The sequence below is a fragment of the Bacillus sp. BHET2 genome (genome assembly GCF_005938125.1).
Taxonomy (GTDB): domain Bacteria; phylum Bacillota; class Bacilli; order Bacillales; family Bacillaceae_B; genus Rossellomorea.
Genome location: NZ_VCQN01000002.1, coordinates 604,079 through 621,780, shown reverse-complemented (window position 1 = coordinate 621,780; position 17,702 = coordinate 604,079). Strand labels below are relative to the sequence as shown.

The window sequence follows — 17,702 nt, the reverse complement described above, 5'->3', positions numbered from 1 at the left end:
GGGACCAAGGGGTCGCAGGTTCGAATCCTGTCTTCCCGACCACTTCTTTGGGGCCTTAGCTCAGCTGGGAGAGCGCCTGCTTTGCACGCAGGAGGTCAGCGGTTCGATCCCGCTAGGCTCCACCAAAGATTTTTGCTTGAGCAAAATATCTATCATTTTACGGAAGTAAAATAAACTTCATTAGTTTTGCGAAAGTGAAATTCAACACTAGAGTAAATGTTTCTTGGCGGTGTAGCTCAGCTGGCTAGAGCGTACGGTTCATACCCGTGAGGTCGGGGGTTCGATCCCCTCCGCCGCTACCAATAGGGACCTTTAGCTCAGTTGGTTAGAGCAGACGGCTCATAACCGTCCGGTCGTAGGTTCGAGTCCTACAAGGTCCACCAAGTACCATTTTTATTACGGAGGAATACCCAAGTTCGGCTGAAGGGATCGGTCTTGAAAACCGACAGGGGTGTAACAGCCCGCGGGGGTTCGAATCCCCCTTCCTCCTCCATTTTTTATTCAGTGGAAACATACATATTTTATCGTCGCGGGGTGGAGCACGACCGAATAATCTTCGGAGCGTATACATCAGCGCACCGACTGAACAGCAGCTTGAAAAAGCTTACTGAAGTCGGGGTGGTTCTATTGAATTCACGGTAGGATAGTTGAAACATATTCATTTTATATCGTCGCGGGGTGGAGCAGTTCGGTAGCTCGTCGGGCTCATAACCCGAAGGTCGCAGGTTCAAATCCTGTCCCCGCAATACCATTTTTGATTCTGCTATATAATGGGTTATTACAAATTCGTTATGAGTCACGCATGGATAGTTATTTTCGCTAACGCAGAATTGAAACCTTTTTGCTGGCGCAAATAATGAAAGTTATTTTGACTATCGTCAAAAAACTCTGGTCCGGTAGTTCAGTTGGTTAGAATGCCTGCCTGTCACGCAGGAGGTCGCGGGTTCGAGTCCCGTCCGGACCGCCATTCTTTTGTTTCAATATTGTTTCTTGAAAAGGAAAAGGGTTTCGATAAGCGAGAAGGTCGAGGAAGCGATCGAAGGAACACCGGAGCGTATTTAACATACGTGAGGATGTGACTGAGTGACCTGACGAAGAGATTCGAAGCTTAGCGGAAGCCGAAAACTATATGGCTCAGTAGCTCAGTTGGTAGAGCAATGGACTGAAAATCCATGTGTCGGCGGTTCGATTCCGTCCTGAGCCACCATTTTTTTCTGTTTAAAGACATTATGGCGGTTGTGGCGAAGTGGTTAACGCACCTGATTGTGGTTCAGGCATTCGTGGGTTCGATTCCCATCAGTCGCCCCATATTTTTTTAAAACGGTGCGGGTGTAGTTTAGTGGTAAAACCTCAGCCTTCCAAGCTGATGATGAGGGTTCGATTCCCTTCACCCGCTCCAATTTTACTCTTAATGGGCCTATAGCTCAGCTGGTTAGAGCGCACGCCTGATAAGCGTGAGGTCGGTGGTTCGAGTCCACTTAGGCCCACCATTTTCATTATTCCGCAGTAGCTCAGTGGTAGAGCTATCGGCTGTTAACCGATCGGTCGCAAGTTCGAGTCTTGCCTGCGGAGCCAAGTTTGGAGAAGTACTCAAGTGGCTGAAGAGGCGCCCCTGCTAAGGGTGTAGGTCGGGCAACTGGCGCGAGGGTTCAAATCCCTCCTTCTCCGCCATTAAGGCCCATTGGTCAAGCGGTTAAGACACCGCCCTTTCACGGCGGTAACACGGGTTCGAATCCCGTATGGGTCATACTTAAAGACTACCATTTTGGTAGTCTTTTTTTGTTTTTTTTATATAGGTTCTTTTCGCAAAGAATGTTGTTTTCTAACATAGGAGCTGCCAAGGCTCTGTCTGTAAGTGAGTGCGATAGATGGTGAGGGGAACGGCTTCGCTTCCAGGCGGACGAACGGCTAAGCCCGCTTTTCCGCAGGATACTCCGCCTGTTCCCCTCAACGTCTATATGAGATATCGTGACAGAGCTTACTAGTGAAAAAAACGAATGAAATGGTGTATCTTACTACTCAAGCTAACATCGACCACTGCACACGTTGAAAATGATGTTTTCTAGCAGTGTATGGTAGTAGATTCGTCCTCATACTTAGAAAGTTGATTGTATTGGAAGGTGCTCAACTCACGCCCCGCAGAAAGCGAGCACCTGCAGCGGAAATCCACTAGCACTGGCTTCCTTCAATAGCAACAAAGTTTACGAAAAGAGCCTTTATATAAAAGGATGTTTCGATACGCCCACGAACTAAAATGACTGTTTGAGATCTCCATGACATCCTCTACTCCGTTTCTTACTGCTCTCTACACTTTTCCTCTTCCTACACGCTCCCTATTCGTCCAGGATGTAGTCTAATCTACCATTTAACACTTCCACCATTCGACAGTTCCTTTTCTCCATTTAACTAATCCAAGCAGATGCCAAACATACGAGTCCTCTTGAAAATCTTAGAATTCACCCTTCATTTAACAGAAAATTTTCGACAAATTCCGCTATAGGTTCAACATGATTCTTCTATGATTTGACAATGTAAACCTTGTCATTTGGAATAATAATCCAATTAAAGAGTGGATTACTATAGGTGTGTAGGAAATTGTCGTAATTGAGCGACGATAATAAAGAGGATTTTAATGAAGTTGAAAGAAAGTAGTTAAGTAGATTGAAAAAATGTAGGTGAGATGATGAACACAATGAACATAACAGATTATGATGTTTTTTTGTTTCATGAAGGAAATATGCAGCAGGCCTATCAGTTTATGGGTTCACATGTGAGAAGGGATTCTACTGGTACCTATACGGAATTTTGCGTATGGGCACCGAAAGCAAGACATGTTTCATTAGTCGGTTCCTTTAATGATTGGAATGGGTATGGGTACGACCTTAAAAGACGGAATGAAGAAGGTCTATGGTCGATTCGAATGGATGGGGATTTAACTGGTGAGACGTATAAGTATGAAATTATTACTTCCTCGGGCTCTAAGAAGCTGAAGGCGGACCCCTATGGATTTGCTTCTGAAATGCGTCCTCATACTGCAAGCGTTGTGTATGAGCTCAAGGGTTTTTCATGGGAGGATGAGAATTGGCTAGAGGATCGGGCCAGTTCAACGGTCTATGACCAGCCTATGTCGATTTATGAAGTCCATTTAGGCACTTGGAAGAAGAAAGCAGGGGAGTTTCTTTCATACAAGGAGTTAGCGCAGTATTTAATCCCACATGTGAAGGAACATGGTTTTACACATATTGAGCTACTGCCTGTCACGGAGCACCCATTTGATCGTTCCTGGGGGTATCAAGGAACAGGTTATTATTCACCTACCAGCCGGTACGGTTCTCCTCAAGATTTGATGGCATTTGTGAATGAATGTCATAGACATCATATAGGTGTGATCTTGGATTGGGTTCCAGGTCATTTTTGCAAGGATGCCCATGGATTGTATGAATTTGACGGTTCGTTTGCATATGAGTACGTGGAAGAGCGTGACCGGGAGAATTATACATGGGGAACGGCGAATTTTGACTTAGGCAAGGGAGAAGTGAGAAGTTTCCTGATCTCGAATGCCCGTTTTTGGATGGATATGTATCATATTGATGGGTTTCGGATTGATGCAGTGGCCAACATTATCTACTGGGCCAATCAAGGACAGACTGCTCCTAATGATGGGGCCATTCAGTTTTTGAAGAACTTGAACAAGGCTGTGTTTGAATATGATGCTTCCATTTTGATGATAGCTGAGGATTCAACAGACTGGCCTCAAGTGACATCCCCTGTGCATTATGGAGGGCTTGGATTTAATTATAAGTGGAATATGGGATGGATGAATGATGTCCTTAAATATATGGAAACCGATACGTCTGAACGAAGGGATGTACATTCTCTCATTACTTTTTCATTGTTATATGCTTACTCTGAGAATTATGTTCTACCTTTTTCACATGATGAAGTGGTCCATGGGAAGAAATCATTATTAAATAAAATGCCGGGTGATTATTGGCAGAAATTCGCCCAGTATCGTCTTTTGCTGAGCTATATGATCGCCCACCCTGGAAAGAAACTTTTGTTTATGGGTAGTGAATTGGCCCCATTTTCAGAATGGAAAGATCTTGAGGAGTTGGATTGGCATTTACTGGATTACGATTTTCATCACAAATTCAACTCATATTTTAAAGAGCTTATGCATCTATATAATGGTGCTGATCCATTATTCCAAATGGATCACCGCTCAGAGGGATTTGAATGGGTGGATGTGAATAATACAGAACAACAGATTTTCTCTTTTATTCGATACGGGATTGAGAAAGGGGATCACTTGATGGTCATCTGCAATTTCAGTCCGAATGTGTATCACCAATATAAAGTGGGAGTGAATAAGGTAACGTCTTACAAAGAGATCTGGAACAGTGACGATGAACGATTTGGTGGTTCCCACCAGGTGAATCCACTACCGCTTACTGTGCACAATGAGGGATACCAAGGAAGAGAAGGGTATGTGGAAATGACAATTCCACCGTACGCAGCTGTTTATTTAAAACCAATCGATTGAAAGGGGAGAGGGAAAGATGGCAAAAGGTAGATGTGTGGCCATGTTATTAGCAGGTGGAAAAGGGAGTCGATTGAGTTCGTTGACAAAGAGCCTGGCAAAACCAGCCGTACCATTTGGAGGAAAATACCGGATCATTGATTTCACACTAAGCAACTGCACGAATTCTGGTATCGATACGGTAGGGGTCCTAACTCAGTATCAACCGCTGGTATTGAATTCTTATATCGGAATTGGAAGTGCCTGGGATCTTGACCGGAAAAACGGTGGAGTGACCGTACTTCCCCCGTATGCTGAATCATCCGAGATGCGCTGGTATACGGGGACGGCAAGTGCTATTTATCAAAATATGAATTACCTTGAGCAGTATGATCCAGAATTCGTATTGATTCTATCGGGTGACCACATTTATAAAATGGATTATAGCAAAATGTTGGATTATCACATCGAGAAAAAGGCGGACGTCTCGATTTCTGTCATTGAAGTGGGCTGGGATGAAGCAAGCAGGTTCGGTCTGATGAACACGAATGAAGAAATGAGGGTCACGGAGTTTGAAGAAAAACCAGCATTCCCCAAGAGTAATCTTGCATCGATGGGCATCTACATTTTCAATTATTCTGTACTAAAGGATTATTTGGAGATGGATGAACGTAATCCAGATTCGAGCCATGACTTTGGGAAGGATGTCATTCCCTTGCTGCTTGATGAGAAGAAGAAGCTGATGGCCTATCCATTCCAAGGATATTGGAAGGATGTAGGGACGGTTAAGAGCTTATGGGAAGCAAATATGGATTTAATTGATGAAGAAAATGAGCTTAATTTATTTGATCATGACTGGCGGGTATATTCAGTTAATCCGAATGAACCACCTCAATATATTTCTGAAGAAGCACTCGTTGAGGGATCTCTTGTAAATGAGGGCTGTACCATCGAAGGAACGATTCGTAAATCTGTCCTGTTCCAAGGAACGACGGTGAAAAAGGGAGCCCATGTCAATCGCTCTGTTATTATGCCTGATGCGGTCATCGGTGAGAACGCGTATATCGAGCAAGCCATTGTACCATCTGAGGTGAAGGTTCCAAGGGGATTATGCATCATGCCGGAAGAAGGGTCTGATGAAATCATCCTAGTGACGGAAGCATTCATTGAAACACTGGTGGAGCAACAAAAAGTGTAAGGTGCAGGTTCATCAACACAACATAAGGAGGAACTGTTTTGAAAAATACAATGCTTGGTGTTATTGATGCTACTAGTTACTATGAATCGCTGGAGGATTTATTGTTACATCGCTCATTGGCGGCTCTACCTATTGCCGGGAGGTACCGCTTGATCGACTTTGTACTCTCGAATATGGTGAATTCAGATATCGGTTCGGTGGCAATCTTCCCTAAATTCCAATACCGTTCCCTGATGGATCACTTGGGCTCCGGTAAGAACTGGGACCTGAACCGGAAGCGTGATGGGTTGTTTTTCTTCCCGGCACCAGGATTAGAAGCAAATGAAGAGGGTGTGGGATCATTCAACCATTTTGCTCATCACCTGGACTACTTTAGTCGGAGCACTCAGGAATACGCGTTAATCAGCAACTGCTATACCTTATCCAATATTGCATATCAACCAGTACTCGAACGCCATATACGTATTGGCTGCGATATCACCGAAATGCGTCATAACGGAAACTCCATGGAAATGTATATGGTGAAAACATCCACGCTTATCGAGTTGATTAAAGGACGAAGAGAAACGGGTTATACGTGCATGCAGGACGTTGTGGATGATATGGATAGTGGATTCAAGGTATGCGGCTATGAGCATGATGGATTCGTTCAGACGATCGACTGCATTGAAGAATACTATGATGCCAGCATGAAGCTCTTAAATCTCTCTTATTGGAAAGAGTTATTCAAGAAGGATACCCCTATCTACACGAAAGTGAAGGATGAGCCGCCAACACGCTATACATCTGCTGCCAGTGTCAAAAATAGCATCATTGCCAATGGATGCTATATTGAAGGACAGGTGCGGAATTCAACCATGTTCCGAGCAGTCAAGGTTGGAAAGAATACAGCAATCTCTAACAGCATCATTATGCAGAAGAGCCAAATTGGAGATAACTGTGTACTAGAGAATGTGATCTTGGATAAAGATGTGAGAGTAGAAGATGGTGTGAAACTTATCGGAGATCCAAACAATCCAATTGTCATTCGAAAAGGGATGATTCAAGGAGCGCTGATGAATTCGTGAAAGTATTATTTGTAGTATCTGAGTGTGTCCCTTTCATTAAATCCGGTGGCTTGGCGGATGTAGCCGGAGCATTGCCTAAGGAGTTAAGGAGTTTAGGGACGGATGTCAGGGTGATTCTGCCTAAATACGGTGGGATTTCCCTGGAGTTCCGCTCAAAGATGAAACGAAAGAAAGAGTTTTTCGTTACTGTTGGCTGGCGTAATCAGTATTGCGGCATTGAAGAATATAGTGAAAATGGTGTAACGTATTATTTTGTCGATAATGAATATTACTTCAAGCGCGATCGTTTATACGGATATTTTGATGATGGAGAGCGATTCGCTTACTTTTCGAGAGCTGTATTGGAAAGTATCGCCATCCTGGATTTTTATCCTGACGTGATTCATTGTCATGATTGGCACACCGGGATGGTTCCTTTTTTACTACGGACGGAATATCAAGAGAGACCGGGATATTCGTTTATCCGAAGTGTGTTTACTATCCATAATCTTCAATTTCAAGGGATCTACCCTAAACAGGTAATGACAGATTTATTAGGCATTCATGATAAGTACTTTCATCACGAGTACCTTGAGTTTTATGGGAATATGAACTTTATGAAAGGTGCGCTGATTTCCTCGGATTTCGTAACGACTGTTAGTCCTACATACAAAGAGGAAATCCTGACTCCTTATTATGGGGAAAAACTTCATACGATTCTAGGTCAGCGATATAATCAGCTATTAGGCATCCTCAATGGAATAGATGACGAGGTGTATAATCCTGATGAAGGAGAGTTTCCATACTTCAGCGGCAATCTCAATGGAAAGAAACAGGCGAAAACTCATCTCCAAAAGAAATTGAGGCTTGAGGAGAATGATGCAATTCCAATTGTGTCTATAATTTCAAGATTGACAAACCAAAAGGGACTTGAACTAGTAAGAGGGGTATTCCATGAGATGCTTCAAGAGAATGTTCAGTTCGTCCTCCTGGGGACAGGGGATTGGGAATTTGAACAATTTTTCAGGGAGATGGAGTGGACGTATCCTGATAAGGTGAGGGTCCAAATTGGCTTTAATGAAGGTCTGGCAAAGGAGATTTATTCGGCAAGTGATCTATTCCTGATGCCTTCTAAATTCGAGCCATGCGGTTTGGGGCAGCTCATTGCCATGCGTTATGGAGCACTTCCTCTGGTCAGGGAGACCGGTGGACTAAACGATACGGTGCAATCTTATAATGAAGTGACGAAGACCGGGAACGGTTTCTCGTTTAAGAATTTCAATGCTCACGATATGCTCTACACTTACCGGAGAGCACTTTCGTATTTTAACGAAGATCCGGAAACATGGAATCATATTGTTCGAACAGCCATGAATAAGGATTATAGTTGGGCTCAATCGGCCTTTAAATATAATCAATTATACGCTGACCTGGTATCAAGGAGTGAAAGTCATGTTTTCTGATCCGATTGAATTTAAAGAAATGTTTCTGAAAAAACTTGAGATGATGTATGGAAAGACGTTTCCTGAATCCAGCAGTCAGGATCAGTTTTTTACATTAGGTCACCTTATACGGGAATACATCTCCATGAACTGGATTCATACGAATGAGCAGTACCGGTTCAATAAGCAAAAGCAGGTGTATTACTTATCGATTGAATTTCTATTGGGACGCCTCCTTCGCCAAAATCTGATGAATCTCGGGATCTACGATATCGTGGATAAGGGATTAAAGGATCTTGGGATCGACCTAGCCGATATGGAAGAGGTTGAGCATGATGCAGGATTAGGAAACGGTGGCTTAGGCCGATTAGCAGCCTGTTTTCTCGATTCATTGGCCTCCCTTAATCTTCCAGGACATGGCTATGGAATCCGTTACAAGCATGGATTATTTGAGCAAAAGATTGTGAATGGATTTCAGATGGAGCTCCCTGAACAGTGGCTTCGTCATGGACATGTATGGGAAGTCCGTAAGTCGGATCTTACCGTTGAAGTTCCGTTCTGGGGGAAGATTGAGTCCTTTACAGAAAATGAGGTCTTGAAATTTCGCCATGTTGATGCTGAAGTGGTAGCGGCTGTACCTTATGATATGCCTGTGGTGGGATATGAAACCTCGACGGTCAACACTCTCCGTTTATGGAGTGCGGAGCCTGCTGCTTATAAAGCAGGTAAGGATATGATGAAATATAAGCGTGACACAGAAGCAATCACAGAATTCCTATATCCTGATGACACCCATGAGGAAGGGAAGATCTTACGGTTAAAGCAACAATATTTCCTCGTGTCGGCAAGCATCCGTTCGATACTGGATTCTTACCTGTACAGAAACGGGGATCTGAAGGAATTGCATGAGAATATTTCCATCCATATCAATGATACTCATCCTGTTCTTGCCATACCTGAATTGATGAGAGTCCTTCTTGATGAATATTCTTTCGAATGGGAAGATGCATGGGAAATCACGACGCATACATTTGCTTATACGAATCATACCACCCTTTCGGAAGCACTTGAGAAATGGCCGGTCCGAATTTTCCAACCCCTTCTGCCACGCATCCATATGATTGTAAATGAAATCAACGAGCGATTTTGCAAGGAGTTATGGAAAGAGTACCCCGGTGATTGGAGGCGGATAGAAGATATGGCGATCATCTCTCATGATGAGGTTAAAATGGCTCATCTTGCGATTGTCGGAAGCTTCAGTGTGAATGGTGTAGCAAAGATTCATACGGAGATTCTAAAGCAAAGGGAAATGAACTTATTCTATCAATATTATCCTGGTAAATTTAATAGTAAGACGAATGGGATCACTCATAGAAGATGGCTGCTAAACAGCAATCCGTCCTTGTCGAATCTGATTACGTCTTCCATAGGGGATGGATGGATCAAGGATCCTAGTAAACTGGCAAATTTGAAAGAGTATCACCACGATACTGCGTTCCTCAAAGATCTGTATGATGTGAAGCAGGAGAATAAACGGAAACTTGCAAATCGAATATTTGAAAGTAATGGAGTTATGGTGGATCCAACCTCCATATTTGATATTCAAGTGAAGCGGCTCCATGCATATAAACGCCAGCTGATGAATGTGTTGCACATTCTTCACCTTTTTAACAGGTGTGTGGAGGATCCAGGCTTTGATTTCCATCCACGGACCTTCATTTTTGGAGCGAAAGCATCCCCTGGTTATTTTTACGCAAAGAAAATCATTAAGCTGATCCATTCCGTAGCGGATCTTGTGAATGATCATCCCTTAGTGAAGGGACGCATTAAAGTCGTGTTCCTAGAAAATTACAGGGTGTCGTTAGCGGAAGAAATCATCCCGGCAGCAGATTTGTCAGAGCAGATTTCAACTGCGAGTAAGGAAGCATCAGGTACAGGGAATATGAAGTTCATGATGAACGGAGCCTTGACACTGGGCACATTAGATGGAGCCAATATAGAAATTCTTGAACAAGTTGGAAAAGAGAACATATTCATATTCGGGTTAACGGCCGATGAAGTGATGAAGTATCAGCACCATGGTGGCTACTATGCGATGGAGTATTTCCATTATGATACCCGTATTAAAAAGGTGTTGAGTCAACTGATTGACGATACGCTTCCAGATGCAGGTGACCATTTTGAAACCATCTATGATTCCTTGTTGACAGAAAATGATCAATTTTTTGTACTAAGGGATTTTGATTCTTATGTCAGGGTTCATGAACAAGCAGGAAAAGCCTATGAGAACCAAGAGCATTGGTCCCGCATGTGCCTGCAGAACATTGCCAATTCAGGTTATTTTTCCAGTGACCGGACGATTGAACAGTATGCGAAGGGCATATGGGGCATTGCTGAAGGCAGCTTAATCAAATAGAAAAAAACGCTGGGGAATGGCATCCCAGCGTTCTTTTTCTATTTCTTCTTCTTATCGGAAACATAGCTGTCTCCATCTTTATAAGGAATGTCACCTAAAGTGGATTCCATACCATTTTCATCCAGCATGTCTTCGTATTCCTCATGCGTCTTTGATGGATATGCCTTCCGGTTGGACCCTTCCATATCCGTTCCTACGAATGATTCGAAATCCTCGGTGAATCCTTCCGATGTGTCTTTATCCTGATACATATCTGAATAATCTTCATAATCTCCTTCAAAGTCAGACGGAGTCTCGGAAGTACCAAATCGGCCAACTTCCTGGAAGCTGTCTTGGTCATCCCTGACGTTGCCGTTTGTCTCGTGTCTGAATTCATTATCAACAGGTGGCTGCAGCACTTCCTCTTCAACCGGTCGATCCTGAGGCGTTGATTGTTCAGGTGTATGGTCCTTGCAATAGAGGGTCGTCGGTATGACTTCCAGTCGCTCGTAAGGAATTTCCTCGCCGCATTCTTTACACTCACCGTATGTTCCTTCACTGATTGCCTGCAAGGCTTGTTGAATCTTAGTTAATTCAAGCTTGGCATGGTCGTCAATGGCGTAATCCTTCTCCCGTTCATACAATTCTGTTCCCATATCAGCAGGGTGGTTATCATAAAGGGAGAGTTCGCCTGAGTTATCACGTTCATTTGTATGGTGAAGATTATCTAAATCCTGATGTAAATGTTCTTGTAACTGCTTTTCCTCTTGAACCAATTCTTGTTTTAACGTCTGTTTTTGGCTATCTGTTAGCAATTCCTTCACATCCTTCATTATGTTCGCTTAAATAATGTACTACCCATACTTTATCCGAAAGTGTGCTTGTTAAAACATAAAAATAGAGTCGACCGCAAATGGAAGGTCGACTCTTGAATGTTAGAACAAGTATGCAAGTAATAATCCAATCGATAATAGAAATCCAAAAATGGTATTTGTTTGTGCAGTGGCTTTCATTGCAGGCATCATTTCAATTGGCTGGTATTTCCCAATGAAACCTGTTGTTGCCTTGATTGCTTTCGGTATACTTAGGAAAGTAACGAATACCCATGGAGAGGATACCCCTGAGATGACCAATCCGATAATCCACCCGTACGATACGATAAACATACCACCTAATAGGATGATCGCTCCTCTTTTTCCTAAAAGAATCGCAATGGTCTTGCGGCCGTTCGCCTTGTCTCCATCAAGGTCGCGGATGTTGTTAGCCAACAGGATTGAGCCAACTAAAATGGATACCGGAATCGATATCAGGACACTATCGCTATTGATATAGCCGGTCTGGATGTAAAAGGAGATAAGAATGATCACTACTCCCATAAAAAATCCGGCTACGATTTCACCAAAAGGCGTGTACGCAATTGGCATTGGTCCCCCAGTATAAAAATACCCCGCAGCCATGCACACTATACCTATGAGTGCGAGCCACCATGTGCTGATGAGACAAATGTAAATTCCCAATAGCAGTGCGATTCCGTATAGTGAAAAGGCAAGGTTGATCACCGTAGAGGGTTTTACACCGTTACGGACGATCGCTCCTCCTATACCGACCGAATGTTCTGTATCCAATCCTCGTTTATAGTCATAATATTCATTGAACATATTGGTAGCCGCTTGGATAAGCAGGCAGGCAACCAGCATGGCTGCAAATAGCAATACGTTCACGTTCGTAAATTGCAGCGCAAGTACCGTCCCGAGTAGTACAGGTACAAATGCTGCTGTCAGTGTGTGGGGCCGGGTCAGCTGCCACCAGATCTTCCACCCTTTATCTGAGCCCAACAGGTTGGATGCTTGTTGTTCCATCAATCTCTCTCCCTTACGCAATAAGGAATTTTCAAATAACATTACAATTCCTTTACAGATTAAAGTGTAGGTAAAGGGAAGAGGACTGTCAATCATTTTTTACAAATCAATGAAGGTGCTATTTTCCAGTAATTGAGGACTTTTACAACGCTTTTGGTTTCTCAAAAGGATAAAAAGGGTTTATTATATATAATAAGGATAAATATTGTATTAGGTTCTTTAACGTCGTTGACACACCATAAAGACAGGTGTATCTTAAAATAAGTTTGTATATTGCACGTGATTTTGTTTGGGGGAATTCAATTGGTTACCATTCATAAAACCAATATTGAAAAAGCATATGATACAGCCAGAATGAAGGCTAAACAAATACATCACCCCGTTCTTCTCAGCATAGTGGAGGAAGTCGATGCACTTGATCCTCTTTCCTTTTATTATGGAGGAAGCTCTTTTAATGGAGAGCGCTTTTTATGGAAGGACCGTGATCACACGATCTCATTAGTTGGGCTTGGAACGGCTCATATCGTGTCCACGAATGGGAGAGGGGAACGATTCTCAACGGTTGAGAATGAGTGGAAGCGCTTTATTCAAGAGTCTGTCATTGTCACAGGGGAAGAATGGCCAGGTACAGGCCCCCTGTTATTTGGCGGCTTTAGTTTTGATCCTCTTAAGGACAGCGGGGAAGAGTGGAAGCAATTCTCGAACGGTACCTTTCAATTACCATTGTTTATGCTGACAAAGCCAGGGAAAACGAATTATTTGACGATGAATTTTGTTTGTCACCCTGAAGAGGATGAAAGCATTTTCCATGAACGGCTCAGAATGAAAGATGAACTTCTTGCCAAAGTAAGAGTCCCAGTCATTCCAGAACGTCCCCAATGGTTGCATAACCGGGATGTATTACCACAGGAATGGAAAGATTCAGTTCAGAATGTGGTGAATCGGTTAAAGGAGGGCGAGATGGATAAAGTCGTACTTGCCCGCAAATGTGAGGTTTCTTTCGATAGGGACGTTCCGTCGGATTTTGTATTAGATAATCTGTGGAAGCAGCAGCCAGATAGCTTTGTTTTCAGCTTCGAAAGAGGAGACAGCTGCTTTATTGGGGCGACGCCAGAACGGCTCGTGAAGAAAACGGGAGAAGAAATCCTCTCAACTTGTTTAGCTGGATCAATTGCCCGAGGGCAGACGTTAGAAAGCGATGAGGCGTTGGGAGAAGAGCTCCTTCATGATGAAAAGAACCGTTATGAGCATCATCTTGTGGTGGATAGCATTGAAGCTGCCCTTGCACCTTTTTGTGATGAGTTGGTGATTCCATCATTTCCTCAACTGATGAAGCTGAAAGATATTCAGCATTTATATACTCCGGTCGTCGGACAGGCTTCAGAGCATGCGTCCCTATTGAAACTGGTCGAACATTTACATCCAACACCTGCATTGGGTGGAGTACCAAGAGATAAAGCATTGCATGTGATTAGACAGGAAGAAGAAATGGACCGTGGTTTATATGCTGGTCCTGTAGGCTGGATCGACGCATATGGGAATGGTGAATATGCCGTTGCCCTCCGGTCGGGCCTTCTGCAAAACGATAAAGCCTATTTATACGCAGGGTGTGGAATCGTAGCAGATTCACAACCTGAAAGTGAGTTTAAGGAAACACAAATGAAATTTCGGCCAATGCTACGGGCATTAGGGGGAAACATATATGAATGATGAACATCAGCATAAGCTAACGCACTATACAGCAGCATTCATTGAAGAATTGGTTGGAAATGGAGTAGACGAAGTAGTCATCAGCCCTGGCTCTCGCTCTACTCCTTTGGCGTTATTATTCGCGCATCATCCCAAAGTGAAAACGTATGTTAACGTAGACGAGCGTTCCGCAGCATTCTTCGCGCTAGGAATTGCCAAGGCAGAGAATAAACCGGTTGTCCTCCTATGCAGTTCGGGAACTGCCGGAGCCAATTATTACCCGGCAATCATAGAAGCACGATATGCTAGAATCCCGCTCATTGTCCTGACGGCAGATCGCCCACATGAACTGAGGGAAGTGGGTGCTCCACAAGCTATTCAACAAATCGATTTATACGGAAAACATGTAAAATGGTCCACCGATATGGCGTTGCCGGAAAGCAGCCCATCCATGTTGGAGTATGCACGGTCATCTGCTGTCAGAGGCGTGGGTGTGTCCCGAGCACATCCACAAGGGCCTGTTCACTACAATTTTCCATTTAGGGAACCCCTTATACCCGATTTGAAACAGGTTGAATATTCTGATGTGAAACGAGGGAAAAGAGTCATTCATGGAGACTTGCAACTACCTTCCACTTTAAAGAATGAGCTGCAGACAGAATTAATGGAGTCAGAGCGTGGACTTATAGTCTGTGGTCCTGGAGTCAGTCAGGATGCTGTTCAATCAATAGTGGAATTTGGAGAGTGCCACGGGCTTCCGATAGTAGCGGACCCATTGTCATTTATCAGGAGTGGAAATCATTCTAAAGAAAATATAATGGATTGCTATGATACATTTTTACGAATTGATGAACTCAAAGAAGTATTGCGTCCAGATCTAATTATTCGTTTCGGAGCCATGCCGGTATCGAAAGCTCTTATGCTGTTTTTGAAGAATTCACCGGATATTCCGACGTGGGTCGTAAGTGAAGGGGAAGACTGGCAAGACCCTACGGCGAAAGGAACCGATTATATTCATTGCAGAGAAAGCCTGTTTTGCAAAAGCTTTACAAGCCACTCGTTTTCAAACGAACATAGCTGGTTACACCGCTGGGTCGGAGTGAATAATGAAACGAAGGACTTACTCCTAAAGGGACATCAGGAATGGGATGAAGGAATGGCTGTCCATCAGCTGCTTCATCATTTGCCTGAAGGGTCGACGCTGTTTTCAAGTAACAGCATGCCGATTCGGGACATTGATACTTATTTCTTCACTAATGAACGTTCACTACAGATTTATGCCAATCGGGGCACAAATGGGATAGACGGAGTGGTATCTACCGCACTTGGGATGAGTACGAAAGCCGAGTCTATGTACCTTCTGATAGGAGATTTGGCCTTTTTCCACGATTTAAATGGTCTATTAACCGCCAGGAAGTATCAACTGGATATGACGATCGTGGTGATGAATAATAATGGTGGAGGAATCTTTTCTTACCTGCCACAGGCAAACGATCCGAATCATTTTGAAGATCTATTTGGGACTCCTATGGATTTAGAGTTTGCCCACGCTGCCAAGCTCTATGGTGCTGGTTATTTCCATATTACTTCACAGGAAGAATTTATTCCGGCTCTTCAAGAGGCTGATCAGCGCCAAGGGATCAACATCATAGAAGTGATGACGAATCGAGAAAATAATGTAGCAAATCATCGTAATTTGTGGAATTTTGTTTCCCGGGAAATGGTGAATAAAGTGAAGGGTGATTATCTTGATTCTTTTAGTGAATGATATCCATTATTTCGTAGAAGTGAAAGGACAAGGAAAGCCCTTGGTTTTTCTTCACGGCTTCACAGGGGATACGACGACTTGGACAAGGGTCACCGATCGATTATCTTCCAATTATCGTTGCATCTCCATTGATCTGATTGGTCACGGCCGTACTGACTCCCCTGTAGATTGTGCAAGGTATACGATGGAACAGGTATCTCATGACATAAACACCATTTTAAACCGCCTTGAAGTAATACAGGCGCAGTTGATCGGATATTCCATGGGGGGCCGTACAGCTTTGCATTTCACCTTGATGCATCCTCAAAAGGTCGGGGCACTGATTCTTGAGAGTGCTTCTCCAGGGTTGAAAACAGATGATGAAAGGGTGGAGCGCTCTTCTAAAGATAAGGCTCTAGCCGAAAGAATTGAGAGAGAAGGAATTGAAGCTTTCGTCGACTATTGGGAAGGTGTTCCGCTGTTTGCCTCTCAGACAAGACTTTCAGAAGATGAGCGTGCAGAGATACGGGAACAACGCTTGAGTCAATCTCCCCTGGGCTTATCCAACAGCCTAAAGGGGATGGGTACAGGCGCACAGGAGTCTTTATGGAGCAAGCTTGAAGAGCTTAGCTTACCTGTCCATTTGCTCGTTGGGGAACTGGACAAAAAGTTTGTTTTTATAGCGGAGGAAATGAAGAAGCGCAATCCTACATTTCAAATCGAGACATTTTCTAACACAGGTCATGCAATTCATGTGGAAGAACCGCGAAAGTTTGGTACAATAATAGAGGATCTACTGTTAATTACATAAAGGAGGAAGATACAATGGCTTTTGAATGGATTTCAGAAAGAAACTACGAAGATATTTTGTATGAAACATACAATGGAATTGCAAAGATCACGATCAATCGACCAGAAGTCCGAAATGCGTTTCGTCCGAAAACCGTAATGGAATTAATCGACGCATTTGCTTATGCACGCGATGATTCCAAGGTGGGTGTCATCGTTTTAACAGGTGCAGGAGAGAAAGCATTCTGTTCCGGTGGGGACCAACGAGTTCGTGGACATGGTGGCTATGTAGGGGAAGATGAAATTCCTCGCCTGAATGTATTGGACTTACAACGTTTAATCCGTGTGATCCCTAAACCTGTTATCGCGATGGTTGCAGGATATGCCATCGGTGGAGGACATGTTCTTCACGTCGTATGTGACCTGACAATCGCGGCTGATAATGCGATCTTCGGACAAACAGGTCCTAAAGTAGGAAGCTTTGACGCTGGATACGGTGCAGGATACCTTGCCCGAATCATCGGTCATAAGAAAGCGAAAGAAATCTGGTACCTGTGCCGTCAGTATAATGCTCAAGAAGCGCTTGAAATGGGGCTTGTCAATACAGTGGTTCCTTATGAGCAGCTTGAGGCAGAAACAGTTCAGTGGGCTTCAGAAATGCTTCAGAACAGTCCAACTGCCCTCCGTTTCTTAAAAGCATCATTCAATGCGGATACAGATGGATTAGCGGGTCTGCAACAACTTGCAGGTGACGCTACACTTCTTTACTACACAACGGATGAAGCCAAGGAAGGCCGTGACGCATTTAAAGAAAAGCGTAAACCGGACTTTGGACAATTCCCTCGTTTCCCTTGATTTAAGGTGGCCTGATGAATCTTTGTGGATTCATCAGGCTTTTTTAAATAACGAAAGGGTATGAGTTGAAGGGTAGACAGGATCGTTATTCACCAGGTGGGCCCGATAAAGCATGAAAGTGGCCCAATAAAGTGCAAAAGTGGCCCGATAAAGCATGAAAGTG

11 protein-coding genes and 13 tRNA genes are annotated in these 17,702 nt (G+C 43.6%); 22 read left to right on the top strand and 2 right to left on the bottom strand.

What is annotated here, in order from left to right; genetic code table 11:
• The first annotated feature begins 49 nt into the window (after positions 1 to 49).
• From FGG79_RS12725 to FGG79_RS12640, 18 genes are all read left to right on the top strand, one after another.
• Positions 50 to 125, top strand: a tRNA-Ala gene (locus FGG79_RS12725).
• Between the two features lie 100 nt (positions 126 to 225).
• Positions 226 to 302: transfer RNA gene (locus tag FGG79_RS12720), tRNA-Met, on the top strand.
• Positions 303 to 306: 4 nt separating this feature from the next.
• Positions 307 to 383 (top strand) — tRNA-Ile (locus FGG79_RS12715).
• Positions 384 to 400: 17 nt separating this feature from the next.
• Positions 401 to 493, top strand: a tRNA-Ser gene (locus tag FGG79_RS12710).
• Between the two features lie 179 nt (positions 494 to 672).
• Positions 673 to 746, top strand: a tRNA-Met gene (locus tag FGG79_RS12705).
• 144 nt (positions 747 to 890) lie between these two features.
• Positions 891 to 967, top strand: a tRNA-Asp gene (locus tag FGG79_RS12700).
• A gap of 164 nt (positions 968 to 1,131) precedes the next feature.
• A tRNA-Phe gene (locus tag FGG79_RS12695) sits at positions 1,132 to 1,207 on the top strand.
• Positions 1,208 to 1,232: 25 nt separating this feature from the next.
• Positions 1,233 to 1,308: transfer RNA gene (locus FGG79_RS12690), tRNA-His, on the top strand.
• 17 nt (positions 1,309 to 1,325) lie between these two features.
• Positions 1,326 to 1,399 (top strand) — tRNA-Gly (locus tag FGG79_RS12685).
• Between the two features lie 14 nt (positions 1,400 to 1,413).
• A tRNA-Ile gene (locus tag FGG79_RS12680) sits at positions 1,414 to 1,490 on the top strand.
• Between the two features lie 10 nt (positions 1,491 to 1,500).
• Positions 1,501 to 1,575: transfer RNA gene (locus FGG79_RS12675), tRNA-Asn, on the top strand.
• A gap of 5 nt (positions 1,576 to 1,580) precedes the next feature.
• Positions 1,581 to 1,671, top strand: a tRNA-Ser gene (locus FGG79_RS12670).
• A gap of 4 nt (positions 1,672 to 1,675) precedes the next feature.
• Positions 1,676 to 1,747, top strand: a tRNA-Glu gene (locus tag FGG79_RS12665).
• A 936-nt stretch (positions 1,748 to 2,683) separates the two neighbouring features.
• A complete protein-coding gene (gene glgB / locus FGG79_RS12660) occupies positions 2,684 to 4,543 on the top strand; it encodes a 1,4-alpha-glucan branching enzyme (RefSeq protein ID WP_346764060.1) in 1,860 nt (619 codons plus the stop codon).
• Between the two features lie 16 nt (positions 4,544 to 4,559).
• Positions 4,560 to 5,717 carry a glucose-1-phosphate adenylyltransferase gene (locus tag FGG79_RS12655; RefSeq protein ID WP_138778825.1) on the top strand — a complete coding sequence of 386 codons (1,158 nt, stop codon included), beginning with the start codon at positions 4,560 to 4,562 and terminating at the stop codon, positions 5,715 to 5,717.
• 38 nt (positions 5,718 to 5,755) lie between these two features.
• On the top strand, positions 5,756 to 6,784 hold the full coding sequence (locus tag FGG79_RS12650; protein ID WP_138778823.1) for a GlgC family sugar phosphate nucleotidyltransferase: 1,029 nt from the start codon (positions 5,756 to 5,758) through the stop codon (positions 6,782 to 6,784).
• Positions 6,781 to 8,226 carry a glycogen synthase GlgA gene (gene glgA / locus FGG79_RS12645; RefSeq protein WP_138778821.1) on the top strand — a complete coding sequence of 482 codons (1,446 nt, stop codon included), beginning with the start codon at positions 6,781 to 6,783 and terminating at the stop codon, positions 8,224 to 8,226. Before FGG79_RS12650 ends, glgA begins: the two co-directional genes overlap by 4 nt.
• Entirely contained in the window at positions 8,216 to 10,621 is a 2,406-nt protein-coding gene (locus FGG79_RS12640; RefSeq protein WP_138778819.1) for a glycogen/starch/alpha-glucan phosphorylase, read from the top strand. Before glgA ends, FGG79_RS12640 begins: the two co-directional genes overlap by 11 nt.
• 38 nt (positions 10,622 to 10,659) lie before the next feature.
• On the opposite strand, the gene FGG79_RS12635 is transcribed toward FGG79_RS12640, so the two are convergent.
• Both FGG79_RS12635 and FGG79_RS12630 read right to left on the bottom strand, forming a co-directional pair.
• The gene (locus FGG79_RS12635) at positions 10,660 to 11,415 is read right to left on the bottom strand and encodes a TraR/DksA C4-type zinc finger protein (protein WP_138778900.1); all 756 of its coding nucleotides are present in this window, start codon (positions 11,413 to 11,415) and stop codon (positions 10,660 to 10,662) included.
• A 120-nt stretch (positions 11,416 to 11,535) separates the two neighbouring features.
• Entirely contained in the window at positions 11,536 to 12,459 is a 924-nt protein-coding gene (locus FGG79_RS12630; protein ID WP_138778817.1) for a 1,4-dihydroxy-2-naphthoate polyprenyltransferase, read from the bottom strand.
• 303 nt (positions 12,460 to 12,762) lie between these two features.
• Here FGG79_RS12630 and FGG79_RS12625 point away from each other — a divergent pair, with 303 nt between their 5' ends.
• The 4 genes from FGG79_RS12625 to menB are packed head-to-tail and all read left to right on the top strand — an operon-like array spanning position 12,763 to position 17,539.
• Positions 12,763 to 14,169 (top strand): isochorismate synthase, encoded by a 1,407-nt coding sequence (locus FGG79_RS12625; protein ID WP_240794264.1) that lies wholly within the window; start codon positions 12,763 to 12,765, stop codon positions 14,167 to 14,169.
• Positions 14,162 to 15,916, top strand: coding sequence for a 2-succinyl-5-enolpyruvyl-6-hydroxy-3-cyclohexene-1-carboxylic-acid synthase (gene menD / locus FGG79_RS12620; protein WP_138778815.1), 1,755 nt, complete (start codon positions 14,162 to 14,164; stop codon positions 15,914 to 15,916). The genes FGG79_RS12625 and menD overlap by 8 nt, the downstream gene beginning before the upstream one ends.
• Positions 15,897 to 16,706: a 2-succinyl-6-hydroxy-2,4-cyclohexadiene-1-carboxylate synthase gene (menH, locus tag FGG79_RS12615; protein ID WP_138778813.1), complete on the top strand. Its 810-nt coding sequence runs from the start codon at positions 15,897 to 15,899 to the stop codon at positions 16,704 to 16,706. Before menD ends, menH begins: the two co-directional genes overlap by 20 nt.
• 14 nt (positions 16,707 to 16,720) lie before the next feature.
• The gene (gene menB / locus FGG79_RS12610; protein WP_138778811.1) at positions 16,721 to 17,539 is read left to right on the top strand and encodes a 1,4-dihydroxy-2-naphthoyl-CoA synthase; all 819 of its coding nucleotides are present in this window, start codon (positions 16,721 to 16,723) and stop codon (positions 17,537 to 17,539) included.
• Positions 17,540 to 17,702 lie beyond the last annotated feature (163 nt).

Excerpts from the sequence above, each read along its gene's own strand:
- FGG79_RS12640 (WP_138778819.1), top strand. The coding sequence starts at position 8,216 with ATGTTTTCTGATCCGATTGAATTTAAAGAAATGTTTCTGAAAAAACTT.
- FGG79_RS12655 (WP_138778825.1), top strand. The coding sequence starts at position 4,560 with ATGGCAAAAGGTAGATGTGTGGCCATGTTATTAGCAGGTGGAAAAGGG.
- menD (WP_138778815.1), top strand. The coding sequence starts at position 14,162 with ATGAATGATGAACATCAGCATAAGCTAACGCACTATACAGCAGCATTC.
- menB (WP_138778811.1), top strand. The coding sequence starts at position 16,721 with ATGGCTTTTGAATGGATTTCAGAAAGAAACTACGAAGATATTTTGTAT.
- FGG79_RS12630 (WP_138778817.1), bottom strand. The coding sequence starts at position 12,459 with ATGGAACAACAAGCATCCAACCTGTTGGGCTCAGATAAAGGGTGGAAG.
- glgB (WP_346764060.1), top strand. The coding sequence starts at position 2,684 with ATGAACACAATGAACATAACAGATTATGATGTTTTTTTGTTTCATGAA.